The organism is Adlercreutzia mucosicola DSM 19490 (assembly GCF_000422625.1).
Taxonomy (GTDB): Bacteria; Actinomycetota; Coriobacteriia; order Coriobacteriales; family Eggerthellaceae; genus Adlercreutzia; species Adlercreutzia mucosicola.
The window spans coordinates 74,125-98,842 of record NZ_AUGK01000014.1 but is presented as its reverse complement, the minus strand read 5'-3'; the positions used below and the strand labels follow the sequence as shown (position 1 = coordinate 98,842).

General features: G+C 64.1%; 22 protein-coding genes and 1 rRNA gene. 22 read left to right on the top strand and 1 reads right to left on the bottom strand.

Annotated features, from left to right (window positions below; all coding sequences use genetic code 11):
* Nucleotides 1-174: 174 nt before the first annotated feature.
* The 6 genes from rrf to moaC all read left to right on the top strand — a co-directional run bounded on the left by rrf (nucleotide 175) and on the right by moaC (nucleotide 5,739).
* A 5S ribosomal RNA gene (gene rrf / locus G503_RS0109255) occupies nucleotides 175-289 on the top strand.
* 175 nt (nucleotides 290-464) lie between these two features.
* Nucleotides 465-1,403, top strand: a complete 939-nt coding sequence (locus tag G503_RS0109250; protein WP_028027356.1) for a molybdate ABC transporter substrate-binding protein — start codon at nucleotides 465-467, stop codon at nucleotides 1,401-1,403.
* 95 nt (nucleotides 1,404-1,498) lie between these two features.
* Nucleotides 1,499-3,007, top strand: coding sequence for a molybdate ABC transporter permease subunit (modB, locus tag G503_RS14615; protein WP_156891987.1), 1,509 nt, complete (start codon nucleotides 1,499-1,501; stop codon nucleotides 3,005-3,007).
* On the top strand, nucleotides 3,004-4,113 hold the full coding sequence (locus G503_RS0109240; RefSeq protein WP_028027355.1) for a sulfate/molybdate ABC transporter ATP-binding protein: 1,110 nt from the start codon (nucleotides 3,004-3,006) through the stop codon (nucleotides 4,111-4,113). The genes modB and G503_RS0109240 overlap by 4 nt, the downstream gene beginning before the upstream one ends.
* 123 nt (nucleotides 4,114-4,236) lie before the next feature.
* Nucleotides 4,237-5,241, top strand: a complete 1,005-nt coding sequence (gene moaA, locus G503_RS0109235; RefSeq protein WP_028027354.1) for a GTP 3',8-cyclase MoaA — start codon at nucleotides 4,237-4,239, stop codon at nucleotides 5,239-5,241.
* On the top strand, nucleotides 5,242-5,739 hold the full coding sequence (moaC, locus tag G503_RS0109230) for a cyclic pyranopterin monophosphate synthase MoaC (protein WP_028027353.1): 498 nt from the start codon (nucleotides 5,242-5,244) through the stop codon (nucleotides 5,737-5,739). It abuts the gene before it with no gap.
* A 219-nt stretch (nucleotides 5,740-5,958) separates the two neighbouring features.
* On the opposite strand, the gene G503_RS0109225 is transcribed toward moaC, so the two are convergent.
* On the bottom strand, nucleotides 5,959-7,755 hold the full coding sequence (locus G503_RS0109225; RefSeq protein ID WP_084636483.1) for an FAD-dependent oxidoreductase: 1,797 nt from the start codon (nucleotides 7,753-7,755) through the stop codon (nucleotides 5,959-5,961).
* A gap of 308 nt (nucleotides 7,756-8,063) precedes the next feature.
* Here G503_RS0109225 and G503_RS0109220 point away from each other — a divergent pair, with 308 nt between their 5' ends.
* The 16 genes from G503_RS0109220 to G503_RS0109140 all read left to right on the top strand — a co-directional run bounded on the left by G503_RS0109220 (nucleotide 8,064) and on the right by G503_RS0109140 (nucleotide 24,643).
* Entirely contained in the window at nucleotides 8,064-9,488 is a 1,425-nt protein-coding gene (locus G503_RS0109220; protein WP_028027351.1) for a helix-turn-helix transcriptional regulator, read from the top strand.
* 53 nt (nucleotides 9,489-9,541) lie between these two features.
* A complete protein-coding gene (locus tag G503_RS0109215) occupies nucleotides 9,542-10,342 on the top strand; it encodes a YebC/PmpR family DNA-binding transcriptional regulator (protein ID WP_028027350.1) in 801 nt (266 codons plus the stop codon).
* A gap of 270 nt (nucleotides 10,343-10,612) precedes the next feature.
* On the top strand, nucleotides 10,613-11,413 hold the full coding sequence (locus G503_RS0109210) for an SDR family NAD(P)-dependent oxidoreductase (protein WP_028027349.1): 801 nt from the start codon (nucleotides 10,613-10,615) through the stop codon (nucleotides 11,411-11,413).
* A gap of 221 nt (nucleotides 11,414-11,634) precedes the next feature.
* Nucleotides 11,635-13,026, top strand: coding sequence for an RNA-binding domain-containing protein (locus G503_RS0109205; RefSeq protein WP_028027348.1), 1,392 nt, complete (start codon nucleotides 11,635-11,637; stop codon nucleotides 13,024-13,026).
* 75 nt (nucleotides 13,027-13,101) lie between these two features.
* Nucleotides 13,102-13,236: a hypothetical protein gene (locus G503_RS16895; RefSeq protein WP_268869886.1), complete on the top strand. Its 135-nt coding sequence runs from the start codon at nucleotides 13,102-13,104 to the stop codon at nucleotides 13,234-13,236.
* A gap of 308 nt (nucleotides 13,237-13,544) precedes the next feature.
* Nucleotides 13,545-14,030: a type III toxin-antitoxin system ToxN/AbiQ family toxin gene (locus G503_RS0109195; protein ID WP_028027347.1), complete on the top strand. Its 486-nt coding sequence runs from the start codon at nucleotides 13,545-13,547 to the stop codon at nucleotides 14,028-14,030.
* Between the two features lie 198 nt (nucleotides 14,031-14,228).
* A complete protein-coding gene (locus tag G503_RS14610; protein WP_035022613.1) occupies nucleotides 14,229-14,600 on the top strand; it encodes a nucleotidyltransferase domain-containing protein in 372 nt (123 codons plus the stop codon).
* Entirely contained in the window at nucleotides 14,590-15,006 is a 417-nt protein-coding gene (locus G503_RS15675) for a HEPN domain-containing protein (RefSeq protein ID WP_051191091.1), read from the top strand. Before G503_RS14610 ends, G503_RS15675 begins: the two co-directional genes overlap by 11 nt.
* Before the next feature lie 308 nt (nucleotides 15,007-15,314).
* Nucleotides 15,315-15,851 (top strand): hypothetical protein, encoded by a 537-nt coding sequence (locus tag G503_RS0109175; protein WP_028027346.1) that lies wholly within the window; start codon nucleotides 15,315-15,317, stop codon nucleotides 15,849-15,851.
* A gap of 40 nt (nucleotides 15,852-15,891) precedes the next feature.
* On the top strand, nucleotides 15,892-17,025 hold the full coding sequence (locus tag G503_RS0109170) for a DUF6273 domain-containing protein (RefSeq protein ID WP_084636477.1): 1,134 nt from the start codon (nucleotides 15,892-15,894) through the stop codon (nucleotides 17,023-17,025).
* A 64-nt stretch (nucleotides 17,026-17,089) separates the two neighbouring features.
* Nucleotides 17,090-17,575, top strand: coding sequence for a hypothetical protein (locus G503_RS0109165; protein WP_156891985.1), 486 nt, complete (start codon nucleotides 17,090-17,092; stop codon nucleotides 17,573-17,575).
* A gap of 447 nt (nucleotides 17,576-18,022) precedes the next feature.
* Nucleotides 18,023-19,168 carry a reverse transcriptase domain-containing protein gene (locus G503_RS0109160; protein ID WP_169628162.1) on the top strand — a complete coding sequence of 382 codons (1,146 nt, stop codon included), beginning with the start codon at nucleotides 18,023-18,025 and terminating at the stop codon, nucleotides 19,166-19,168.
* 38 nt (nucleotides 19,169-19,206) lie between these two features.
* On the top strand, nucleotides 19,207-19,857 hold the full coding sequence (locus G503_RS14600; protein ID WP_169628161.1) for a zinc-ribbon domain-containing protein: 651 nt from the start codon (nucleotides 19,207-19,209) through the stop codon (nucleotides 19,855-19,857).
* A gap of 2 nt (nucleotides 19,858-19,859) precedes the next feature.
* A complete protein-coding gene (locus G503_RS16590; protein ID WP_028027342.1) occupies nucleotides 19,860-20,645 on the top strand; it encodes a zinc ribbon domain-containing protein in 786 nt (261 codons plus the stop codon).
* 12 nt (nucleotides 20,646-20,657) lie between these two features.
* Entirely contained in the window at nucleotides 20,658-23,003 is a 2,346-nt protein-coding gene (locus tag G503_RS0109145) for an NADase-type glycan-binding domain-containing protein (protein ID WP_028027341.1), read from the top strand.
* 11 nt (nucleotides 23,004-23,014) lie between these two features.
* Nucleotides 23,015-24,643: a zinc ribbon domain-containing protein gene (locus tag G503_RS0109140; protein WP_028027340.1), complete on the top strand. Its 1,629-nt coding sequence runs from the start codon at nucleotides 23,015-23,017 to the stop codon at nucleotides 24,641-24,643.
* Nucleotides 24,644-24,718: the final 75 nt, after the last annotated feature.

Here is a 24,718-nt window from a genome sequence, read left to right as displayed (position 1 = left end):
AAGCAGGGCGACCTGCTCAGGCGAGCGCTACTAATAGCCCGAGCTCTTCTTCATTGCCAGTAACATGCGATCCGGTCGTGATGGGATGTCGCGCGCATGCAGGCGCCAGGGCGGCGCGGGGGAGGCCCCACGCCCCTCGGCGGCAGGATATCGCCGCGCGGGAGCGCCTCCCGCGAGCGGAACCATGGAGTGGGGGATCACCCGATCCCATTCCGAACTCGGCAGTTAAGCCCCACCTCGCCGAAAGTACTGCGGCGCGAGGCCGCGGGAGGACAGGTCGTTCCGCTCGCAGGGGGCGCTTTTTCGCGCCCTCCGCTGTACGCAGTTTAGCCCCCGGACCTATGGTTTGGGGGCTTTCTTTATTCTCATATATGAATAATGACCCTTGCGGTGAGGTATCGGGAGCGCTATTATAGGTCCATGAATTATTCGCATATGAGAATAATATAATCAAGGGAGGTCCTATGAAGAACATATCCAGGAGATTGTTTGCCGCTCTCGCGGCCACGATGATGATCGCTGCCCTCGGTCTTGCCGGCTGCGGCGGCCAAAGCTCGGAGGAGCCGGCAAAGGGTGCCGAGTCGGGTCAGGAGCAGCCGAACGCGACAGCCACCGGCGCGGGGGAGGGGTCCGCGACGGGCGAGCCGGTGAAGCTCCAGATTTTCGCCGCGAACTCGCTTACCAAGGCCATGGCTGAGGCTCAGGAGCTCTATACATCTCAGCATCCGAACGTCACCTTCGCCGATACCCAGTACGAGGGCTCGGGCACGCTGGTGGAGATGCTCGCCGCAGGCCAGTACGCCGACGTGCTCATCACGGCTTCGAAGGGCACCATGGACGATGCGGTGGAAAAGGACTATGTGAAGGAGGACACGCGCCAGACGATGTTCAACAACGATCTCGTCGTTGTGACTAAGCAGGGCGGCGATCTGGTGGGAACCGATATCACGCTGGCCGATATCGCTGCAGGCAAGTACACCCTGGCAGTGGGCGATGAGAATGTGCCCGCCGGCAACTACGCCTGCCAGGCGCTCACGACCGTGGGTGCCTATATCGAGCCCGACGGTGCGACCGGTGCCGATGCCACGGGCAAGGGGGGCTCCTTCTCCGATGCCATCAAAAGTAAGGTGACTTTGGGCGGCAAGGTGGGCGATGTGTGCAAGTACGCCGAGTCTGGCGAGGTAGACATTGCCATGGTGTACACCTCCGATGTGTACCGTATGGGTGGCGTGGAGATTTGCTCGGTGGTACCCGCCGATACCCACAGGCCCATCACCTATCCTGGTGCCGTGTGCGCTGAAAGCGAGAACGCCGAGGCCGCCCAGGCCTTTCTCACCTGGTGCATGACCGACGAGGACTGCGCTCAGATTTGGGAGCGATGGGGCTTCGAGCGCGCTGCGTAGCGGCCGATATGTGAGACAATGAGATAAGCGAGCGGTAACGGGGCCGATGCGCCCCGTCCCGCCATCTTGGGGATAACACTGTGGGAAGGAAGACTATGCTGCGACGGTTGATGGGGCTTGGCCTGGCACTGTGCCTGGCTGTTCTCTCTCCCCAGGCAGCTTGGGCCGAAAGCGGTGCGGAGGCCTCGCGGGCCGCACCCGAGGTGGAGGTGTCGGCCGATGGCGATGCCGCCCGCATCGAGGGCTGCGATTTCGCCGCCGAGGCCTTCGAGTGTTCCCGCACCGGATCGGCCCGAGCCGTCGATGGGCGCGACTTCGGCTACACCTATCGCATGAGCGCCCCAGACCGCGTGGCCGTGGTGAACACGGCGGACTACGCGGTGCTCTTCATTCCCCAGGAGGCGGCCGACCGATTCGGCATTGCGTCGGAGGGTCCGGCTTTGGATGACGTGAAGAGCTTGCTGGCGGCACTGGACTCCAACTTCTCTGCGGGGGTGAGCCCCTTGGCCGGCCAGGACGAATGGTATGCGTTCGTCGGCGTGCCGGGCGACGGCCCCGACGCCTCCCTTACCGTGGGCGAGGTCACCTACACCTTCGGGCGCGAGCTGACCGAGGGGCGCTTCTACGTGACGGTGGAAGGCTCCGATGAGGCCTACGATGTGAAGGCCGAAGTACGGCCGGCCCAGATGGACAGCTTTCGCCTGGTGGCTGCCGATGCGGCTCATATCGCCGAGGAGGCAGGACCGGTGGAATCACTGGGCGTCTTTCTTGCCTCGGTGGACTTGTCGCCTTTGTGGGTGACACTAAAGACCTGCGGCGTGGCTATTGTGTTCGTGTTCGTCCTCGGGCTCGCAGCGGCCTATTTCACCATGCGCATTTCCAAGCGGGCCCAGGACGTCTTCGACACCATCTTCACCATCCCGATGGTGTTGCCGCCGACGGTGTGCGGCTTTCTGCTGCTTATGGCCCTGGGGCGCAATACGGCCCTCGGCCAGTTTTTCCAGGATGTGGGCTTCCCGTTGGTGTTCAGCTGGCAGGCCACGGTCATCGCCGCGGTGGTGGTGGCCTTCCCGCTCATGTACCGCAGCGCCCGCGGGGCCTTTGAAAGCCTGGATCCGAACATGATGGATGCGGCCCGCACCTTGGGATGGTCCAACGGACGCATCTTCGTGAAGCTGATGCTGCCGCTGTCCTGGTCCTCTATCGCCTCGGGCACGGTGCTCGCCTTCGCCCGGGCCCTGGGCGAGTTCGGCTGCACGCTGTTTCTCGCCGGCAATCAGTTGGGCACGACGCGCACTATCCCCATCGCCATTTACTTCGAGTGGATGAACGGAAACACCGAGGCCACGTGGTTCTGGACCATCGTGCTTCTGGTGTTCAGCTTCGTGGTGATCCTGTTCATTAATTTGTGGAGTCGCCACACTACGCGCTACCGTCAGCGACCCCGCCTTGACGGGCGCTCGCCCAAGCCGCGACGCTCGGGCACGCGCGGCGGCTCGCGGCGCAGCCACGGCGACAGCTGGCGCGGAGCGACTGACATGGGGGCGGCTTGCGGTGTTGCCCGGGAAGGCGACCTGCTCGGCGGGGAAGGAGGGGCGCGATGAGTCTTCTGGTGGACATTCGCAAGGACTTCGGCTCTTTCCAGCTGGATGTGGCCTTCGAGGCGCACGATGAGACCTTGGGCTTTCTGGGGGCATCGGGCTGTGGCAAGAGCCTTACCCTGCGCTGCATCGCGGGTATCGAAACGCCCGATGAGGGCCGCATTATCGTGAACGATCGCGTGTTCTTCGATTCGGCGGCCCGCATCAACTTGACGCCGCAGCAGCGCAAGACGGCCCTGCTGTTCCAGAACTACATGCTGTTCCCGAACTTGACCGTAGCCGAGAATATCGGTGCCGGCATCGACCGGACGATGGACAAGACGGCGCGGGCGCGCATCATTTCCGAGGAGCTCGCGCGCTTCGGTCTGCGCGGTTTCGGCCAGCGCTATCCCTCCCAGCTCTCGGGCGGCCAGCAGCAGCGCGTGGCCCTGGCCCGCATGCTGGCGGCCCGTCCGGGCATTCTCATGTTGGACGAGCCCTTCAGCGCTTTGGATGCGCACCTGAAGGGAGTGCTCGAGCAGAACCTGGTGAGCCTCTTTAGCGCCTTCGAGGGCACGATTCTGTACGTGAGCCACGACATCGACGAGGCACTGCGCTTCTGCGACCGCATCGCGGTGGTGGAAGCCGGGCGTCTCGTCGAGGTGGGGTCGGGGGATGCGCTGGTGAACCGACCGCAGTCGGTGGCGGGGTTGAAGCTGTCGGGCTGCAAGAACGTTACGCCGGCCGAGCGCATCGGCGAGCACGAGGTGTACCTGCCTCGTTGGGGCATCGCGGTGCGCACTGCCGATGCGGTACCCGAGACGGTCCGATGCCTGGGTCTGCGCGCCTTTTTCGTCGAGCGGGCAAGCGGGCCCGGGGAGAACTGCTACCGGGTGCGCGTGGACCGCACAAGCGATTCGCGGTTCGAGCGCACGGTGCTGCTGGGGTTCCTCGATCGCGAACGAGCCGCCGAGAGCGCGGTGGCCTTCCAGGACAACGAGATGAGCTACTTGCATCAGCACCTGTTCTGGCGCGTGGGCAAACACGATGGCGCGGCTCCGTTGCCCGAAGTGGGCGACGAGCTGTGGGTGCGCATCCCGCCCGATCGCGTGTATCTCGTGACGCGCTAGGGTCGAGTTTGCGGGCGGCCCCTTTGTGCGGTCCCTTGTTTCTGGCAGTATCACCGGAGGTGCGATTGCGGTTTATTCCCGCTTGTGTATAATAGCTTCCGAGAAACGGAGCAAGGGGGAGCCTTGAAAGATTCGCATGGGCGCGTGATCGATTATCTGCGCATCTCGCTGACGGATCGCTGCAATTTCCGCTGCGTCTACTGCATGCCCGAGAGCGGTGTCTGCTCCATGGGCCACGATGAGATTCTGCGCATCGAGGAGATCGAGCGGTTGGTGCGCGTGGCGGCCGGCCTCGGCATTCGCAGCGTGCGCCTGACGGGCGGCGAGCCGCTCGTGCGCAAGGGCGTGGTGGATTTGGTGGGAGCCATCACCGCTATCGACGGCATCGAGAACGTGTCTATGACCACCAACGGCGTGCTCCTGCCCGCCATGGTCGACGATTTGCGGGCCGCGGGGCTCTCGCGGGTGAACATCTCCCTGGACACGCTGGATCCCGATCAGTTCCGTGCGATCACGCGGGTGGGCCGTCTGGAGGATACCCTGGCCGGGATCGACGCGGCCCTGGAAGCGGGGCTGGCGCCCGTGAAGGTGAACGCGGTGACCGTGCGCAGCCTGAACCAGGACTTCCTCGCCTTCGCGAAGCTGTCCATCGACCGGCTGCTGCATGTGCGCTTCATCGAGTACATGCCCGTGGGCAACGCCGAGGGCGAGGGGGGCACGGGCTGGGGCAAGGCCGATGTGATTCCCTCGGAAGAGCTGTGCGAGCTCATCAGCGCCCAGGCCGCGGCGGCGGGGCTGCCGGCGCTCGTGCCGGCGTCGAAGTCGTCCAAGCCTGTGGGCTGGGGGCCGGCGCGCTATTTCGAGTTCCCCGGCGCGGCGGGCACCGTGGGCTTCATCAGTCCGCTGTCGCGCCATTTCTGCAGCGAGTGCAACCGCCTGCGCGTGACCGCCGACGGCAAAGTGCGCCCCTGCTTGTTCTCGGACCACGAGCTGGACGTGCGCGAGGCCCTGCGCAACGGCGATGACGAAGTGGTGCGCGCCGTGCTGCTGGAGGCCTTGGGCGCCAAGCCCGACGAACACCACGACAAAGTGGGAACCGAACGCAACATGTCTCAGATCGGAGGATAAATGAGCGAGCTGACCCATATCGACGAGAACGGTGATGTGCGGATGGTGGACGTCTCGCAGAAGGCCGACACCGAGCGCGTGGCCGTGGCCGAGGGCTTCATCTCCATGAAGCCGGAAACGCTGGCGCTTATCGTGGAGGGTAAGGCGGCCAAGGGCGATGTGCTGGCCTGCGCGCGCGTGGCCGGGGTGATGGCCGCGAAGAAGACGAGCGATCTCATCCCCATGTGCCATCCGCTGAACATCACGAAGGCCAAGGTGGAGTGCGCGCCGGTGCGCGAGGGCGAGCGTGCCGACGGCCGTGTGGGCATTCACGTGACGTGCACCTGCGGCGTGACCGGCAAGACCGGCATCGAGATGGAGGCGCTGACGGCTGCTTCCGTGGCCTGCCTCACTGTGTACGACATGTGCAAGGCGGTGGATCGCGGTATGGAGATCAGCGATGTGCGCCTGCTGAAGAAGGACGGCGGCAAGACGGGCCTGTGGCTGCGGGAGGGGTAGGAGCGCCAGATTCGCCGCATGCAACGAAGACGACGATGCCCGGCCGGGAGCCGGGCATTCTTTTCGCAGACGAAAAGCCCTCGGCCGGGGAGGGGACGGCCGGGGGCTTTATTGATGATCTGCGGCAGCCGGGAGGGAGAAGGCCCCGCAGCGGGAATGGCGTTTCAGATGGGTCGGAGCGCGGCCGATGTCGGCGGCGCTCCGACCCATCTGACATTACTAGCCGAGGAACTTCGCCACGGACTTGCCGCACTCGCGGCCGAGCACCAGCGCGAAAGCGAGCGAGCAGCCGGGAATGGGGGTCACGTATTCGGTGCCGAAGCGGCGGCCGCAGTCGTTGCCCGACACGTACAGGCCGGGGATGGGCTCGTAGTTGGCGTCCAGCGCGTTCTGTTCGCCGTCGGTGATGATGCCGCCCATGGTGACCATGGTCTCGCCGAGCACCGGGTCGAAGGTGCAGGCGTAGAAGGGGCCGTCCTTCACCGGGAAGAGCACTTCCTTCGCACGGCCAAACTCCTCGTCCACGCCAGCGTCGCAGTAGCCGTTCCAACGCTCCATCTGGGCGACGAACTCGGTGACGGCGTCGCCAGAAAGGCCCATCTGGGAGGCGAGGCCCTCGAGGGTGTCGTCGGCGATCCACTCCACCTGGGTCATGGGGCCGTGGCCGCCCGGGCCTTCTTCCTCGGTCTGCTCGGGCTCTTCGTAGGTGCCCTTGAACTTGGCATAGGCGGTGTCCAGGGACTCGCGCAGGGAGGAGATGTTCTCCTCGTTGGCAGTGAAGCCGGCGTGCTGGGGCAGGGTGTACTGGCGGTAGTCGGTGAAGTTGTTGTCCACCACGGCGTACTTGGTCTTGCGGCTCATGAACACCGTCTGGTAGCCGCGCTGCTCGCTGGTAGGATAGTACTCGTTGGCGAAGCGCTTGCCAGACTCATCGATCCATACGGCCTGGGGCAGGCAGTTCATCTTACCGGGCACAGCCAGGCCCTTCATGTTCATGCCGGCCACCGGGGTCGTCTCCAGGTGCGCGCCGGCCCAGTAGGCCATCTGCACGCCGCGGCCGTCGTTGGCCGACATGGAGGTCAGCGCGTCGTTGCCGGCAAGGGCCTGGGCCATGTCGGGCATGAAGTAGGCCATCATCTCGGGATTGCCGCCCATGCCGCCGCAGGCGATGACGACGGCCTTGCTGTTCACCTTGATGTAGCCGCTGTCGTCCTTCGCCACGAGGCCCGCGACCGCGCCGTTCTCCATGATGACGTACTCGGCGGTAGTGCCGAAGTGGAACTCGGCGCCTTTGTCCTCGGCAGCGGCCTTGTTGGAAAGGATGATCTTGGTCTGGTTGCACTCCTGGCCGTAGAACGAGCAGACGCTGGCCCAGAACTTGATGCCGGAAAGCTCGCTCATCTGATGCTCGGTGGGCGGGAAGAACGCCGTGGTCATGGATGCGAAGTCATCGTCGGTCAGCTGATCGAGGTACCAGTTGGAGTTGGCCTCGGAGTTCTGGGCGAACTTCATGACCAAAGACGGGTTCGGCATATTCGAGGTGATCTTCATGAAGTTCTGGTAGAACTCCACCGGATCGATGTGCGGCACGCCGCGCTCCTTCAAGATAGCTGCGTTCAGCGAAGCGAACTCGTTGCCCACGGCGGCGAAGCTGTCCTCGGGCTGCTTTTCGATCATGACGACCTTCTTGCCCTGCTCGGCCAGCTCGCGGCATGCGCACATGCCGGCGTAGCCCATGCCCGCGACGACAACGTCGCAGTCGATTTCGGTGGCGAACTCGGTCACCTCGGCCGGGGGCGTCATCCAGCTGGTATCGGTGACGTTATGGATGTGCACATCGCTCGCGCCGGCTCCCTGGGCTGCCGGGTCAGTGTCGGCGGCGTCGGTTGCGCTCGCGTTGCCGTTGGCGGCAGGCGCACAGCCGGCCAGGCCCGCCACGCCGGCCGCCGCGGCGGCCATGGCGCCCATGCCGATGAACGAGCGACGGGACATGCCCTTCAGGTTCTCCTTGCTCATTTCCCTTGTCCTCCCTTAGGTATCGGGGATGTTGCCTCGCGGCGCCTCTTGCCCCGCGATGGCCCCATGGTGGCATGGCGTCGGGGGCGCGAGAAATCGTTGAATCGGGGTATTTGGGGGGAAGCGGCTCTCGCGGAATTGGGGTAGATACAACTAAACACCAGGTCACAGTTGATTTTGAAAAGATGGCGGAACGGTTACGTCCCCTATCGGAAACTTTGGGTATACTAGGCAGCGATCTGCTGCGACGTGAACCGGGGAGGGTTGTGCCGTTGCATCTCAGCTCGTCATTCAAATTGGAAACGCTCATGCTGGCGGCCTTCTTGGTCACCCTGCCCATATACGCGCCGAACCACCTGCTCTTCGAAGCGGGGGTCTACGATGCGGGCGCCTATATGGCCCCTTTCGCCAACACGCTGCTCGGCGGCTCTGTCGCGGGTGGTATGCTGGCCGCATGGCTCTCCTCCCGAGAGGGCGGCCGTGCGCGGCTGCTCGGAAGCCGGTGGGTGTATGCGGGGGCGGCGTGCTATCTTGCCGGCTACGGGCTGTTCATTCTGGCGGCTGCCGTTCCCGGTTTCGCGGCGTCGGGCCTGGCCGTGGCCGCTGGTGCGCTCCTTGCCGCGGGCACGGTGGAGCTGGCCGTGGCGTGGGGCGCCTACATGGCCCAGTACGATTTGCGTCAGGCGCTTCTATGGGTGGCGGTTATGGTGGGACTTTCGTCCCTTCTGGAGATGCTGCTAGCCTCGCCGACGTTTGCCGTGGGTCTGCTCGTGTTCTGTGTGCTGCTGCCCCTCAGCTGCTTTCTGCCCTGTTGGAAGGCGCGCCGAGGCGAATTGGGGGCGTCCCGCGGGGCCGTCGGGGAGGCGGCTGGCTGCAGCCTGGTTCGTGGATTCGCCATCATGGTCCGCCTTCTGGCCATGCCCTTTGCGGGGCTCATGGTGTTCGCCTTCCTCATGGGCGCGCGCAAGTTCATCTTGTTCGACGTGGTGCACATGGAGGTGCTCGGCTGCGTGCTGGGGGCGCTGGTGGTGGTGCCATTGTGCTTCGTGCGCTCGTCGCGGCCGCTTCTGCCCGTCATCTACCGGCTCGTGCTGCCGGCCTTCGCGCTGGCGCTCGTCTTTCTGAACAGCTTTCCCGCGGGCACGCCGCCTCTGTGGTTCGCGGCGTGGCTGACCTATGTGTTCTTTGGCATGCTCGCTATTCTGGCTCTGGCGAGCCTGGCGGCCCTTGCCCATGGGGGCGAGCTGCCCTGCGGTTTCGTCTACGGCGTGGCTGTGGCCGGCTTCGCCCTGTGCTCCATCGCCGGCGTGGCGGCGGCGTGGCTGCCTCCCTTCCAGGAGCAGGGCGGAGGTCCGGCGCTTCTGGTGGTGAGCACGCTGTTCTTCGTGGCGCTTATCGGCGATGCGCTGGCGGCGCTGTGGCGTGCATCGCGGGGTGCGACCTCGCATGACGCGGGGGAGGGAGAAGCTGACGACCTGCCCGGCCGCCCGCCCGCGCCAGTGCCGGCTGCGCGCGACGTGGCCGCCCGCTGCGCGCTGCTGGCCGATGGGGCGGCGCTCACCCCGCGCGAGCGGGAGATTCTGGGGTATCTGGGCCGCGGCCACGGCATCGCGTTCATTGCGGGAACGCTCGTCATCTCCGAGAGCACGGTGCGCACCCACGTGAAGGCTATCTACCGCAAGGTCGGCGTGAGCTCCCGCGAGGAGCTGCTGGAGCGGGTGGACGAGGGGTAGGAGCTGTGATACCATGAACCGCTGTTGTATTCGTGTTTTGAAGGGACGTATCCATGTCAGGGCATTCTAAGTGGGCAACCACCAAACATCGCAAGGCCGCGCAGGACGCTAAGCGCTCGGCTCTGTTCTCCAAGCTGGCTCGCAACATCACCGTGGCCGCCAAGGAGGGTGGCGACCCGAACCCCGACAACAACGCGTCGCTGGCCGCTGCCATCGAGAAGGCCAAGGGCTATTCCATGCCCAAGGACAAGATCAAGACCGCCATCGACAAAGCCTTCGGTTCCGGCAAGGACGCCGCCAGCTACGAGACCGTGGTCTACGAGGGCTACGGCCCGGCCGGCGTGGCCGTGCTCTGCGAGGCCCTGACCGATAACCGCAACCGCACCGCTGCCGACGTGCGCGCGGCGTTCTCCCATTCCGGCGGCAATCTGGGCACCTCGGGTTCGGTGGCCTTCCAGTTCGACCGCAAGGGCCAGATCATCGTGTCCAAGGAAGTGGAGACCGGCGACAAGAAGAACCCTGTTGGCCCCAACGGCGCTGCGGCCGACGAGGAGGAGTTCATGCTGGCCGTGGCCGAGGCCGGCGGCGACGACTACGAGGACGCCGACGAGGAGTGGATCGTCTACACCGCGCCGAGCGATCTCATGGCCGTGGTGAAGGAGCTGGAGGCCCAGGGCATCCAGGTGAAGGGCGCCGAGATGACCATGATCGCCGGCACTCCCACCGAGGTGAGCGTGGCCGACGCGAAGAAGGTCATGCGTCTCATCGACAAGCTAGAAGAACTGGAGGATCTGCAGGCGGTGTACCACACCATGGACATCACCGACGAGATCGCCGAGGCGCTCGACGAGTAATCGCGCAGCCTCGCATAGCGTGCACCTGCAAGGGGCGCCGAGCTCAGGCTCGGCGCCCCTTTTTGACGTGCGGGCGGTGGCGGCGCCTCTTCTCATGGGGGGGGCTGTCAGGAGGCGGCTCCCTCGTCGTGGTGCCTTTCGGGGACGCAGACGCCCCGTGCAACATTCCGGAAACATCGGGGCGGGGAAATCTGGTAGGGTAAAGGCACGTAAACGCGCGGGAGACATGCTGCCAGGCGCGGTGCCCCGCCATTCGACAAGGGAGGCTCCATGGGTTTTCTCGAAGGTAAGACCGCCATCATCACCGGCGCCGGCTTCGCGGCACTGAAGGACGGCAGCGCCGGCTCCATCGGCTACGGCATCGCCACGGCCTATGCCAAGGAGGGCGCGAACCTGGTCATCACCGGCCGCAACGTGCAGAAGCTGGAGACGGCCAAGGAAAAGCTGGAGGCCGAGTTCGGCATCCAGGTGCTCGTGGTGGCCGCCGACGTGAACGCGGGCGCCGACAACAAAGCCGTGGTGCAGAACGTGGTGGATTTGGCCATCGAGAAGTTCGGCCGCATCGACGTGCTGGTGAACAACGCTCAGGCCTCCGCTTCCGGCGTTACCCTGGCCGACCACACCACCGACCAGTTCGATCTGGCCATCTACTCGGGCCTGTACGCCACCTTCTACTACATGCAGGCGTGCTACCCGCACTTGAAAGAGACGAAGGGCTCGGTCATCAACTTCGCCAGCGGTGCGGGGCTGTTCGGCAACTTCGGCCAGTGCGCCTACGCGGCGGCCAAGGAGGGCATCCGCGGCCTTACCCGCGTGGCCGCCACCGAGTGGGGCCCCGACGGCATCAACGTGAACGTGGTGTGCCCGCTGGCCTGGACCGCCGCCCTGGAGAACTTCCAGGAGGCCTACCCCGACGCCTTCGAGGCCAATGTGCACATGCCTCCCATGGGCCACTACGGCAACGTGGAGACCGAGATCGGGCGCGTGGTGGTGCAGCTCGCGAACCCCGACTTCAAGTTCATGAGCGGCGAGACCCTCACCCTGGAAGGCGGCATGGGCCTGCGTCCGTAAGCGCGCCGCGGAAAACCTGCAGCATCAAACCGGCCCGGAAGGTGCGAGCGCCTTCCGGGCCGGTTGGCTTTGGGAGGGGCGCGTCGCCGTTGTGCGGATGTCTCGAAGGTTCAGATACTCTTCGGGAGAATTTCCCTTATTTCTTCCCTTATTCCCTTATTTCTTCCCTTATTCCCTTATTTCTTCCCTTATCTTGTATCTATGAAAAGAAAGGGGGAGTGGTGGAGCATTCTGTATTCGAGGACATTCTACGGCGAGGGGAATCTACGACAATCGAGTTCAAGCGTTGCGGCTCAAGGCCGGAGCGGGATTCCCTTGAAACAATTTGCTCTTTTGCCAACAGAAACGGGGGCAGCCTCTTTCTGGGCGTGACGGATAGCGGGGAAATCCAAGGCATCCCCTACCAAAATCTACTTGAGATAGAGCGCAATCTCATCAACTGCACATGCAACCCCGACTTGTTCAACATGCCGCCTAGCTTGGAGTTCGAGCAGATAGAGTACGGAGGACAGTGGGTCTTGCGCGTTTGGGTGCCTCCTACCCAGGGAGTGTACCGCTTTAAAGGACGCGTATACGATAGGCTTGCCGATGCGGATATTGTCTTGAAGGCCGATACTCAGATCGCATCCCTCTATCTGAGGAAGTACTCCATTTTTACCGAGCAGCACATCTTTCCTCATCTGCGCATCGAGGATTTGGAGCCTGGCCTTATCGACAAGTGCCGGCAGATTGCCTCATCTCGAAGACCGGGTCATCCCTGGGCCGAAATGGATGACATGGAGCTGCTGCGAAGTGCGCAGCTCTACACGAGGGATATCGAGACGGGCGCCGAAGGCCTCAATCGAGCTGCGGCGCTGCTTCTCGGGCGCCGCGAAGTGGTACTGGCGGCTTGCCCGGCTTACAAGACGGATGCGGTGTTTCGCGAGCGGCAGGCTGATCGCTATGATGACCGGGAGACCGTGAGGGATAATCTTGTGACAGCCTACGGAACGTTGCGCGATTTCTGCGCGAAGCATCTTCTCGACCCGTTCTATCTTGAAGGCGACCGGAGGGTGAGCGTGCGCGATATCGTAGTGAGGGAAATGGTGTCCAACACGCTTATCCATCGTGAGTTCACGAGCCCCTTTCCCGCAAAACTCATTATTGACGAGTCGGGGTTTCGGACCGAGAACGCGAGTCGAGCCCTCTTCGAGGGGCGCTTGACGTTGTCGGACTTCAACCCCATGCCGAAAAATCCCATCATTGCCAGCTTCTTTACGCAAATCGGCTATGCCGAAGAACTGGGAAGCGGACTGAGGAACCTGGAGAAGTACTCGAAAGCGCTTCTCGGGGCCGATCCCGTGTTGAGCGAGGGGGATGTTTTCGTAGCGCAGATTCCGCGGAAGAAGGGCTTGGCCGAGGGAGATCGGGCTTCCGGTGCATTGAAAGAGAGTACGCGACTCGCGGTTCTTGCTCTCTTGGAAGAAAGAGGGGCGCTCTCGGCGGGTGATGTGGCCGCTGAGTTGCACATTACGTCGAAAACTGCAGCGAAGTACCTGAAGGGCCTCGCTTCGGATGGGCTTGCGGAGACTGATGGAAATGTGAGGACGCGGCGGTACTTTTGGGCAGGGTAGCTTGACAATGCCGCAAAGAAGACCTCGGAGAACTTCCAGGAGGCCTACCCCGACGCCTTCGAGGCCAACGTGCACATGCCTCCCATGGGCCACTACGGCAACGTGGAGACCGAGATCGGGCGCGTGGTGGTGCAGCTGGCGAACCCCGACTTCAAGTTCATGAGCGGCGAGACTCTCACCCCGGAAGGCGGCATGGGCCTGCGCCTGTAGGCGTGTTCCCGGGAAACCTGCAGCATCTTTCCGTGGAATGCTGCGACGGTTTTCGGAAACACCCTTGATTTCTCGCTTGTATTACAGCACACTAGCGTCATTCAAGGTGTTCCGCCACCGATAAGAGCGGCTGGGTTATTCAAGGTGTTCCGCCACCGATAAGAGCGGCTGGTTTATTCAAGGTGTTCCGCCACCGATAAGAGCGGCTGGTTTATGCAAGGTGTTCCGCCACCGATAAGAGCGGCTGGTAAGCAGAGCGGTTCGGCTTCGGTCGGGCCGCTCGCTTGGTACAGGGGGAAGGGGCTGGCATGAAGGAGATGAACTTCTATACGGTTGATCCGGACTACATCGAGGCGCTGCAGGCCGTCGATCCGAAAGTGCCGAACATCAAATACGAGACGCACGACAAGTTCGCCTGCGGTGTGCTCTTCGAAATTGCGGGCCATGAGTACTTCGCGCCCATATCTTCGTTTAAGCGCCAGCAGAAGACGAACTTCATCATCAAGAATTCCAAAGGCAAGCTGGTGGGGTGCGTGCGGTTTAGCTTCATGTTTCCCATCCCGAAGGGTCTCCAGGTGATTAAGGACTTCTCGGCAGAAGATCCGAAGCGCAAGCGACTGCTGATCGAAGAGCTAGCATACTGCAACAAGCATGCGCGACGGATTAAATCCAAGGCGCTCCACGTGTACCGCACCGCCACGTCTGGAGAGGACGCGCAGATGGCCGCGGTTTGCTGCGATTTCAAGGCTCTAGAGCGCTACGTGCGCGAGCGTTACGGAGACGATCGCGGCTAGCTGGTGGTGCAGCTCGCGAACCCCGACTTCAAGTTCATGAGCGGCGAGACTCTCACCCCGGAAGGCGGCATGGGCCTGCGCCTGTAAGTACGCTCCAGATTGGGAAATTGTTTTCTTGCGCCGCGGTGGCCGCTCGGGCCATCGGGCCGCTCTCGTGTTACACTGGCGGTGAGCATTTGGAGCGCGAGAGGAGGCGTGGTGGAAAACTCGGCAATACGGACGCCCGCTCACCCGGTGGGCATTTCCGATGGGCTGATAGAAGAGTTGGCCTCGGCCATTGCGGGCCGCGTGCCCGGTGTGCGCGAGCTTATTCTCTTCGGCTCTCGCGCCGACGGCACTTATTCTTCCGACAGCGACTTGGATCTTTTCGTACTCGTCGATGGGTACGAACGGGATCGTCTCCATACGACCATGGCATGCGCGGCGGCAGCTGCCGCACCGGCGCGACGCCGAGGGCTCAAGCGCGACGTGATCGCAGCGAGCGTCGGCGATTACCGACAGAGAAGAGCCATGGCGGGGTCGGTGGAGCAAGAAGTGTATCTTAAGGGCGTGACCATCTATGCAGCTTAGCAATGCGCAAGAGCTCGTAGCCGCTGCCGAACGTGATGCCCGCGCCTGTTCCGTTCTCATGAACTCCGATCCTGATTATCTCGGTGGCCAGGCGTCTTTCCATGCGCAACAACGTGCCGAGAAATATGCCAAAGCAGTTGCCTTGGAGGTTCTGGGAAGCTATGGTCGCACCCATCAGATTGACGATCTTGTCGAGGCTGTGGCTCAGGCGAAGGAAATTGAAGTTCCAGAGGAAATACTTGATCATGCTGCGCAGCTGTCAGCCTATGTCACCATGGCTCGTTATCCTGCGGGTTTCGAGATAAGCGCCGAGGACGCTCGCGAGGCTATCGCTTATTCCGACGAGGTGGTTGGTTTTCTCGTCGATATCGGATTCGGCAAGATTCTTGGCATGGAGGGCGAATAGCTTCAGAAGGCTTGCGGCTTGCTGGCGGCATTCGCCACTCGATGCGCGTTCTGCGTTCCTGTCAGCGGAAATCGTCGTGCGGTGTTGCCAACTTGTGATACACTTGCGCTCATGCTGTTAACCAAGCGCACATACACATGTCTGGGGGGGGTCTCACCGTTAAATCGGCGTAGGCCGCCGCGCTTTAGGGCAGTAATTTCGCGGGGCAGGTTCCCGCAGCAATCACGGAGATACAACCGAATAGAAAGTCTTAAAGCCCAAGGGTGCTTGGGTTCCTTTGCGCTTTGGGGCGGAAAGGAACCCTTCTGATGGGCAAGAAACAGTCGGTTTCGATTGAATCGATAATTGCCAGTGTGACTCTATGTGTAACTCTCTTCTTGGCAACCGAAATGACCGTGCACGCCTTTGTGTCAATCCTTCCCTTTCCTGACCTGCTCTGCGTCTGCACAAATTGCGACCTACGGGTTTCGATAGTCCCCCTCTTGTGTTTTGCGGCGTTTGCGGCGGCGATATTTGTCATTGTTAGTCGCGATGAAAGCGCGTCCAGCAAGGGGACCCTTGTCAAGATCGTTCTGGGCGTGATCGCAACGCTTGTCTTGTTCGCGTTGTTCGGGCTAGTAAGTTTCAGCTTGATTAAGTGTCTTGCAATGATTGTTCTCGCAGCGTTGGGCGTTCTGACCATCGCCCTCTACGGCGCCAAATTCTTTGAGAGCAAGAAAAAGGGTGCGACGCAGAATGAGAAGGGGTTTCATGATGAATATCTTGAGCTTGCAGTAGCGCTGTTTGGCGTAACGGCTCTTGTTCTAACGGTTGATAGTCTTATCGGAGGGTCTCTGGGGGCCTGAACTTAAAGAGAACGGAATCGTAAAAGAAAGGTAGGTAATCATGTTTTGTCCTAAGTGCGGAAACGAGGTTGCGGAGGGGTCGGCCTTCTGCGGGAAGTGTGGGGCGTCGGTAGGTGCTCCGGTGGGCGGGGTGGCTCGGGCCGAGGCGGGCGCTCAGGGCGCGGCCGCCGGTGCCGGAGTCGGCGCGCCTGCTCCTAAGAAGGGCGGCGCGAAGGTCGGCATCATTGCGGCTGCGGCCGTGGTCGTAGTGGTGCTCGTGGCTGGGTTCGCGACGAACTGGTTCGGGCTGGCGGGCGTGCAGCCGAAGGAGGCCGTGGACGTACCGGCGGCAAGCCAGGGCGCGGGCGACGCGGACGGCGACGTTGCGGGCGCAACGAGTGCGGGCGATCAGGGCGGCGAGGCCGCCACGGTGAAGTCGGCGGTGGAGGCCTACACGTGGGACGAGCTGTCGCAGATCTCCGATGAGATCGGCGCGGCCGGCGACGAGGCGGCAGCCATCGAGGTCGCGAAGAAGTACAACCTGTGTACGCCCGAGGGCAAGCTGGACGGCACCCAGGTGAAGCTGGTGACGCTTACCAACAACATGACGGTGCCCGTCCAGATCGTCGGCTTCGCCCACGATGACAAGACCGCTGGCGGCAAGGCCGGCATCACCTTCATATTCGGCGAGTGCATTGGGGAGATGCCCATGAACGCTGAGATGACCAATGCCGGCGGCTGGGAGGCCTCGCAGATGCGCGCCTACCTGAACGGCGACGGCATGGCGCTGCTCCCCGAGGATTTAAAGAAGGTCGTTGCTCCCGTGGACAAGCTTACCAACAACGCGGGCGAGACCCAGGACGTGTCGGCGGTGACGACCACCTCTGACTCGCTGTGGCTGCCCTCCTTCGCGGAGCTCGTGGGATGGCTTCCTGATGATGCTTCGTCTGATGCTCCAGTTTTTAATGCCGAGGGCTCTCAGTACAAGTTGTATCGCGATACGAATGTAGTTTGGGAAAACATCGAAAACCCGATCCTCGTCAAGAACTACCAGAACTCGCCGATCATCTGGTGGGAGCGTTCTCCGAATCCGGGCATCTCGGGCGGCTTCCAGGGCGTGTACTCCGACGGCTACCCGGGCAGCTACGGCGGCGCCAGCAATTCCGGTGGCGTGGTTCCCGGCTTCTGTCTATAAACCATCCTGCAATCTAAACCCCCATGCCTATATGGCATGGGGGGGGGGACGGAAAGGGCTTGCGATGAGCAACGTACCCCCATCGAAGAGAGAACTTTCAAACGTCGAATACGTGTACAACGCAGCGCGGCTGTACAGTTTTACCCTGGACTGCGCTATGAAGTTGCCGAAGCGCTGGATGTTCCTGCTGACTGAGCGCACCGTGGATGCGGCGGCTCGGGTGCTCGAGCACGCCAAGGCCGCCAACAGCATCTACGTCACCTGCGCGGTAGATGCCGACCTGCGGCGGTTTCACCTGAACCAGGCCTACTGCTACGCTCAGGTGCTCGCCAGCTACGTAGATGAGATGTTCGAGCGCTTTCCCTCTCGCGAGGACGGCGGCGGCGCGTGTATCTCGCAGGCGAGCTACTTGCGCTGGGTGGAGTCCATCGATCGGGAGTTCAAGCTCGTGAAGGGCGTGATGGCCTCCGATAAAAAGCGCTTCGGAGGCTACTACGCCAAGGAGAGTGCGGCGGCCGTGTCGGCCCAGCTGGGGCTCTTCGATACCTGATTTTTGGGAAATGCCGGCCCAGGCCGGTTTTCCGGGGTGCATCCTGATCGCCGAACAACTGGTGGGAGCGTTCTCCGAATCCGAACAACTCGGACAACTTCCAGAACGTGAACTCCGACGGCAACCCGAACAACAACGACAACGCCAGCAATTCCAATGGCGTGGTTCCCGGATTCTGTTCATGGACGGCTCAGTAACCGCCTTGCGGCGAACACGGATGAACGGACAGAAGGAGGAGGCATCCCTTCCGCTGCGGCGGATAAACCATGGGTCCCGACGGCGGTGGGCGAACGCTGCTTGCATGGGGGCGCGGCCGTGCCCGAGCGCCCTTTCATGCCCAGCTGCCAGGGGCGGCCTGATACGGCAGGGCCTTCGGTGCCAGGGCTGCCTGCGGGGCCCTATGAGAACGCTGCCGCCTTCGGGCGGCCAGTCAGATCGAGAGGAGGCATGGCTTTGAGAAGCGAGGAGCGCCGCGAGCGCCGTTACCGGCGGCGCCGGATGTCGCGCGAAGCGCGGAGGCGCGATGCCATTTTGGCGGCGGGCGGCTTGGACGCCGCCTTGTCGCTGCGCTCGCTGGTGGATGCCTCGCATCATTGTCAGCGAGGGGTTGCCTGGAAGCGCAATGTGCAGGGATTCTGCCTGAACCGCGTGCTGCAGTGCGCCCGCCTGCACCAGATGTGGCTTTCCGGCGCCTATGCGCCCGGCGAGGCCAAGCGCTTCACGGTGAGCGAGCGAGGCAAAACGCGCTCGATCAGCGCAGTGCCCTTCCGCGACCGCGTGGTGCAGCGAGCGCTGTGCGATACGGTGCTGGTGCCGCTTGTGCGCCGGACGCTCATCTACGACAACGGCGCGAGCCTGAAGGGGAAGGGGACGTCGTTCTCGCTCGATAGGCTGGAACGGCACCTGCGGGAGCATTACCGTCGCCATGGCGCGGTCGGGGGTATTTTGCTGTTCGACTTCTCGAAGTTCTTCGAGTCCATAGACGTGAACAAGCTGGTGGCGATGATGGACGGCGCGTTGGGCTATCCGCCGCTGGTGCGGTTCGTGGAGCTGTTTCTGCGCAGCGAGGAACGCGGCTTGGGCCTGGGCAACCAAACCTCCCAGACCGGGGCTATTTTCTACCCCAGCGGCATAGACCATTGGGTGAAGGAGACGTGGCGCGTGCGCGGTTACGGCCGATACATGGACGACGGTTACGCTCTGTTCGCCGACTGGGATGAGATGAAGCGGTTCGCCATTGCGTTCCAGAAGCAATGCGCGGCGCTGGGTATTGCGGTGAACCCGCGCAAGTTCCGTATGGTGCCCGCGACAGCGCCATTCGTGTTTCTGAAGACGCGGTTCCAGCTGGACGAGCGGGGACGGGTGCACCGCCGAGTGTGCGCCGAGGGCCTCAAACGCGAAAAAAGACGACTGCGGAAGTTTCGGAGCATGATAGGCGAGGGACGCATCAGCTATGGGGATGCAGCGCGATCCTATGCCTCTTGGCGCGGCACCCTGGCCCGAGGCGATGCGGCGGGTTTTCTGCAATGCAAGATGGACCGTTACTTCTATGCGGTATTCGGTGTCCCCTGGCGGGAATGCCTGGCATGTTAGTGAGATAGATGCAAGGATCGAGTAAGGAAAGGACGACCATGGGATTTCTGGACAACGTGACCTCGGCGGTGAACCGGGGGACGGCGGCCGCGGGACGCGGCGCCGACAAGATCAAGCTGAACGCTCGCATCGGCGAGCTGAACCGCCAGCGACAGAACCTGGCGGCTCAGCTGGGGGCGAGCCTGTACGAGGCCACGCGGGGCGACGCGGCACTCACGGCCGGTCGCGAGGCGCTCTACGACGGCATCGCCCGCATCGACGCCGAGCGCGAGGAGTGCCAGCGGCAGATTGCGGCCATCGACGAGCAGGCCGCGGCTGCGGCGACCGCCGCCACGGGCTTTGCCTGTGCGGTGTGCGGGGCGCACATGACCGGCGCCGACCTGTTCTGCGCCGGCTGCGGCACCCCGGCCGAGAAAGCCCGGGCCCAGGCGCCCGCCGCGCCGACTCCCGCGCACGCGGCCGGACCTGCGTGCGCGAGCTGCGGGGCGCCGCTCGGCGAAGGCGACATGTTCTGCATGAGCTGCGGGGCCAAGGTGGCGGCGCCCGCGGTTAGCGACGGTGCCGGAGTGGGCGAGTCCGATCTGGCGGAGAATGCGGGCATCGGCGAGTCCGAGCTGGTGGAGGCGGGCGGCGACGGCGGCGCGACCGTGACGCCCGGCGGCGCGGGCGCCCCGAAGGGAGGCGAGTAGCCATGTTCTGTCCCCAGTGCGGCAACCAGCTGCCCGACGGCAGCGCCTTCTGCGGCAAATGCGGCGCCCAGCTCGGTGCGGTGCCGGCTTCTGCCCCCGTTGCGGGCGCGAGGGGGCCGGTTGCGGCGGCGCCTGCGGTCTTCAAGGCCCCGTCGGCCGCGGGAGCGTTTCCGCCTCTGCGTATCGCCGCCATCGTAGCGGCCGCCGTTGCCCTGCTGTTCGCCCTCATGCCGTGGTTCACCACCAGCTCCGCGGCGGTGACCGCGAGCGGCTACGCCTCGGGCGGCGCCGAGCTCATCGCCGGGCTTACCGGTGCCGATGTGTCGCTGCCCGAGTTCGAGGAGAGCTACGCGCCGTTCCAGTTCGGTGAACTGGCGGCCACGGCGACGACCTATCTGGACGCCGAGGCACAGATAGCCGATGCGGCGGAGGCCGCCGAGGCCGCGGCGTCGGGCCGCGCGCGGGCCATCAGCCTCGCCGAGCCCCAGGGGTCGCGCAAGCCGGCGGAGGCGCTGTTCGGGGCGATGGTGCGCTGGGCTGCGTCCTGCCTCGTGGTCGTCGCCGGCGTCGTGTGCGCTCTGGCGACCCGCGGCCGCAACGGCCTGGTGCTGGGTATCGGCACCGGGCTTCTGGCGGCCGAGGCCCTCGCCTGGGCCTTCGTTTCCTACGGCGTTTTGGAGTCGGCGGGCCTGGCCGCCTCGGGCGGGGCGACGAACGCCATCGTGTGCGGCATGGCCTCTGTTGCCGCCATCGTGTGCGTGCTCATTTCCCGCCAGGCGAAGGCGTAAGGGGGGGTGCCCATGTTCTGTACCAAATGCGGCAACGAGATGCCGGATGGTTCCAAGTTCTGCACGAAGTGCGGCGCTGCCTTCGGGGGCGCCGCAACACCGGAGGCTCCGACGGGTGCTGCGGCGCTTAGTTCCGGCGCGCGGCTGTCTCCCCGCAAGGTGAAGATGGTCGCGGTCATCGCTGCGGCGGCGGTCGCGGTTGCGGGTGTGTCCTTCGCTATCTGGGCGGTCTTCTTTGCTCCTTACGACATCGACGAGAGCCGCTTTCCCGATCCGGTCCTGAGGCAGGCGATCCTGGACCAGGTCGATCCCGATGGCGATGGCAAGGTGGCCCGCGACGAGGCGGCGGCCGTTGAGTCGCTCTCCGTGGACGGTGCCTCGAACGTGGCAGGGCTGGGCATCTTCCCCAACCTGAAGGCCCTGGCGCTGTCGGGCGAGGCCCTGCGCTCGGTCGACGTCGCCGATTGCACGGCCCTGGAGTCACTCTCAGCTGAGGGGTGCGTGCAGCTGGCCGAGGTGATCTTGGGCGAAAAGCCCGCTCTGCGCGTCTTCTTAGCGCCAAATGCCGAGATTGCGAACATCGATCTTTCCCGAGCGCCCGCTCTGGAGACCTTGGACCTGGAAGGAAGTCCCCTGCCCGAGCTCGCCTTGGGCGCATGCACCGGCCTGGCGTCGCTCAACGTGAGGGGAACCGCCCTGACGGCGCTCGATTTGTCAGATAACGGCGTCCTGTCCGAGCTGCTCGTCGACGATGCCGTACGGTTGGATAGCCTGGACGCAACGCCCCTGCATGAGCATTGGGCTGTCAGCTCGTTTACGCGAGCGGTTCCCGATCTGGGCGATATCGAGGGCTATGAGGTGCGCGCCGAGGGCGAGTTCGACGATGCCGGCAGGCTCATCGCCCTTTCCACGTACCCGTACGACCAGGAGGAGCGCTACGAGTACTCCTACGATGAGGCAGGGCGCCTCGTGGCCATGGACGACAGCGGGACCAACGGCTCGCCGGCCGTCCACTGGGACGTCTCCTACGACGAGGCGGGGCGCCTGTCCCAGGCATCGTCCGATATGGGCGACAGGTACACGGTGAGATACGGCGCCAACGGGCTGCCCGAGACGTGCCGGGTGGTGGTAGGCCAGGGAGGCGCGAGCACGCTCGTCTTCTCGTACGACACTGACGGCCGCCTTGCCTCGTGGAGCCACCGCTACGAGGGCGGCAATGATTCCGTGCTGGTCGTCGCCTACGGGGATGATGGACGTATATCGTCGGTATCGAGCCCTGACGCCGACTCCTTTGAAGCGAAGGCCTATGGCGTGGAGCGCAATGGCGACGGCGAGCCAGTTCGGGTGTCGTACCGCTGGGGGCACTACGGCTCCTATGCGCAGACGATGTCCTATACCGACTCCGGCACGCTGTCCGACGCGGTTCGCGAGGTCGAGGCGAACACGGGCGTCATGCACTGGAGCTTTCCGACCGTCTCCTCCACGTCGTTCGAGTACGACGACCGAGGCCGCTTGGTGAAGTGGCAGCCGCAATACGGGGACACGGCAAGCGACGGGGCTGCGAAGTCGGGGGAGTGCACGTTGTCCTACAAGCGGTTCGTCACCCTGGAGGAGGACTACGACGCGCCGCGTTTCGCGCAGATCGACAATATCCTGTCCGCCTGCCTCGATCCGTACTTCTGGAACCCCTTCCGCGCGTTCGCGGAGGATCGGGCCGACTCCCAGCTGATTTACGGCGGCGTCCCGGCTGCCTTCGAGGTTGCGGATGGGGGCGCGACGGCTGCAGCTGGCGAAACGTCGGCGAAGGGCCAGAGCGGCGCTTCTCCCGAGGCCGAGCGCGGCTCTTCCGAGGGCGGGCAGGCTGATGAGGCGGAGACCCAGCCCGAGGCTGCGGTTCCCGAGGAGGCCGTCGAGCCCGTGGCCTTCAAGGGCATCACATCGGCCGAGGCGAGCAGCGCGCTGCCTGTGGACGAGGTAAACACGAGCGGCTACGATGCGTCGAATGTTCTCGACGGCGACTTGAAGAGCGCTTGGGTCGAGGGCGTTTCCGGGTCGGGTCTGAACGAGTGGATTTCCCTCTCGGGTGGCGGTGAGCAGGGGTTCAGCGGCTTCACCATTTGGAGCGGGTATCAGAAGTCCGACCGCCACTACGAGATGAACGCGCGCCCGTCGCGTGTCGGCGTGTACGTCGATGGGGAGCTTGTGGGTCGCTTCGACCTTGAGGACGCCGGGCTGACCTCCCAGCGTATCGACTTCGGCAGCACCTATCCCGGCAGCGAACTGCGGATAGCGGTGGAGAGCGCGTATCCCGGCTCGAAGTACGAGGACTGCGCCATTTCCGAGATCGAAGTGTTCTAAGGAGATACTACATGTTCTGTACCAAATGCGGCAATGAGATGCCGGATGGTTCCAAGTTCTGCACGAAGTGCGGTGCTGCCTTCGGGAGCACCGCGACCCCGAAGACTCCGACGGGTGCCGCGACCGCTGATGGCGCGCCTGGGCAGGGTGTTCCTGCTGCCGGCGCGCCCGAGGCTGCGGCGACGCCCAAGAAGAAGCGCGGGGCGCTCGTAGCGGGCATAGCCGTGGCGGCGGTGGTGGCGCTGGCGGCGGTGGGCATCGCCGTGGCGAACCCCTTCGCGGCACCGGAACCCGCGCCTGAGCCCGCGTCCGCGCCGGTCGAGGAGCCGGCCGCCGAGCCCGAGGCGACCGATCCCGAGCCCGAGGCGGCTGCCGACGCCGAGCCCGCAGCCGCGTCGGAGCCGGCGGTGCCGGCGCTTCCCGCGGTGTGGTTCGGCGCCCATGCTAGCGACGGCTTCTCCCTGGTGAACGAGTACGGCAACGTCACGGTGCCGGCGGTTTCCGATGCCGTGCTTAAGACGCCCTTCGCGGGTGGCTTCTCGCTGGGCACCTGGGAGACGAGCGAGTACGACGCCGAGTGGGACGCCGTGCACGACGAGCAGACCCACTACGCGCTCTTCGACAGCGCTGGCGCGGCGGCGGTTGACCTCGATCCCGTTTTGGCGGCAGCCGGCATCACGGGGCAGTCCAGCGTGTCGGGCGACGTGACCTCCTATGCCGACGGCCGCCTCGTTTTAACGGTGATTGCCCAAGAGGCCGGCCAGAGCAAAGTGTTTTTGGTGCTTAACGAACAGGGCGGCCTTGCGTTCGAGCTGGGGAAGGCGGAGGAGGGCCCGCTTTCGGGGTGGCCCGCGGCCGACGCCTTCCACGACGGGGTGCTGCTGGCCCGCGCGGGCCACGGTGAGGAGTACCTTCTGGATGGGAGCGGCAACGTGCTCGCTTCGAGTCAGGAGGCAGGCGCCCCGATCGGCTCCCTCGGCTGCGGGTACTACCGCAAGGACGCCCCAGACGACCAGAAGGTCTACGGCTACGACGGCCAGCCCCTGTTCGACGCTGCCAGTGTGAACGAGGGCGACATCATTGGCGGGAAGCTGGACTACGACCAGCCCGGCGGCAGCGGCATCGTGGCCGTGGAGGCCGAGCGCCAGAACCCCTATGGCGGCGCCAACAAGTCTCTGGCCGGCCTGTACTCGGTGGGCGCCGGCGCGTGGATCGTGCCGCTGGGCGAGGAGCTGGACGCCTTCAGCGATGCCAACGACGGCATGCTGTGGGTGCGCACGGCGGGCCCGATCGGTTCTGCGGCCAGCGGGGACGGCGCGGCCGCTGCGACGAGCGGGGACGGCGCCGCTGCGGCTGGCGGGGATGCCGCCGGCTCATCCGGCGGCGACGCGGCGCTTCGGTCGGCTATCGTGAGCGCTTCGGGAGAGGTGGTCTTCGACGCCTCCATGACCGATGCCGCGCTGACCATCCCCGAGGACTTCCGCGCCTGCTACCTCCACGACGGGTGGTGGGGCATCTGCAACGACACCACCGCGGAGCCCTATGCGCTGGCGTGCATCCAGGACGGGAAGTTCCTCGGCGCCATCGACGCGCCTGCGAATCTGGCTGACTATCCCAACTCGGGCATGTACAACGTGTAGAGGTGCGATAGGCCGAATTCCAGCTTGCAATCAGCAAACATATGTTCTATGATAAGCCCCACCGATTTTGGAAAG

Coding starts and splice junctions, on each gene's coding strand:
- G503_RS16590 (WP_028027342.1), top strand. CDS start 19,860: ATGTTCTGTCCCCAGTGCGGCAACCAGCTGCCCGACGGCAGCGCCTTC.
- G503_RS0109215 (WP_028027350.1), top strand. CDS start 9,542: ATGTCAGGGCATTCTAAGTGGGCAACCACCAAACATCGCAAGGCCGCG.
- G503_RS0109160 (WP_169628162.1), top strand. CDS start 18,023: ATGGCTTTGAGAAGCGAGGAGCGCCGCGAGCGCCGTTACCGGCGGCGC.
- G503_RS16895 (WP_268869886.1), top strand. CDS start 13,102: ATGCCTCCCATGGGCCACTACGGCAACGTGGAGACCGAGATCGGGCGC.
- G503_RS0109220 (WP_028027351.1), top strand. CDS start 8,064: ATGCTGGCGGCCTTCTTGGTCACCCTGCCCATATACGCGCCGAACCAC.
- G503_RS0109175 (WP_028027346.1), top strand. CDS start 15,315: ATGGGCAAGAAACAGTCGGTTTCGATTGAATCGATAATTGCCAGTGTG.
- G503_RS0109195 (WP_028027347.1), top strand. CDS start 13,545: ATGAAGGAGATGAACTTCTATACGGTTGATCCGGACTACATCGAGGCG.
- G503_RS14600 (WP_169628161.1), top strand. CDS start 19,207: ATGGGATTTCTGGACAACGTGACCTCGGCGGTGAACCGGGGGACGGCG.
- G503_RS0109140 (WP_028027340.1), top strand. CDS start 23,015: ATGTTCTGTACCAAATGCGGCAATGAGATGCCGGATGGTTCCAAGTTC.
- G503_RS0109225 (WP_084636483.1), bottom strand. CDS start 7,755: ATGAGCAAGGAGAACCTGAAGGGCATGTCCCGTCGCTCGTTCATCGGC.
- G503_RS0109250 (WP_028027356.1), top strand. CDS start 465: ATGAAGAACATATCCAGGAGATTGTTTGCCGCTCTCGCGGCCACGATG.
- G503_RS0109210 (WP_028027349.1), top strand. CDS start 10,613: ATGGGTTTTCTCGAAGGTAAGACCGCCATCATCACCGGCGCCGGCTTC.
- G503_RS15675 (WP_051191091.1), top strand. CDS start 14,590: ATGCAGCTTAGCAATGCGCAAGAGCTCGTAGCCGCTGCCGAACGTGAT.
- G503_RS0109165 (WP_156891985.1), top strand. CDS start 17,090: ATGAGCAACGTACCCCCATCGAAGAGAGAACTTTCAAACGTCGAATAC.
- modB (WP_156891987.1), top strand. CDS start 1,499: ATGCTGCGACGGTTGATGGGGCTTGGCCTGGCACTGTGCCTGGCTGTT.
- G503_RS0109240 (WP_028027355.1), top strand. CDS start 3,004: ATGAGTCTTCTGGTGGACATTCGCAAGGACTTCGGCTCTTTCCAGCTG.
- moaC (WP_028027353.1), top strand. CDS start 5,242: ATGAGCGAGCTGACCCATATCGACGAGAACGGTGATGTGCGGATGGTG.
- G503_RS0109145 (WP_028027341.1), top strand. CDS start 20,658: ATGTTCTGTACCAAATGCGGCAACGAGATGCCGGATGGTTCCAAGTTC.
- G503_RS0109170 (WP_084636477.1), top strand. CDS start 15,892: ATGTTTTGTCCTAAGTGCGGAAACGAGGTTGCGGAGGGGTCGGCCTTC.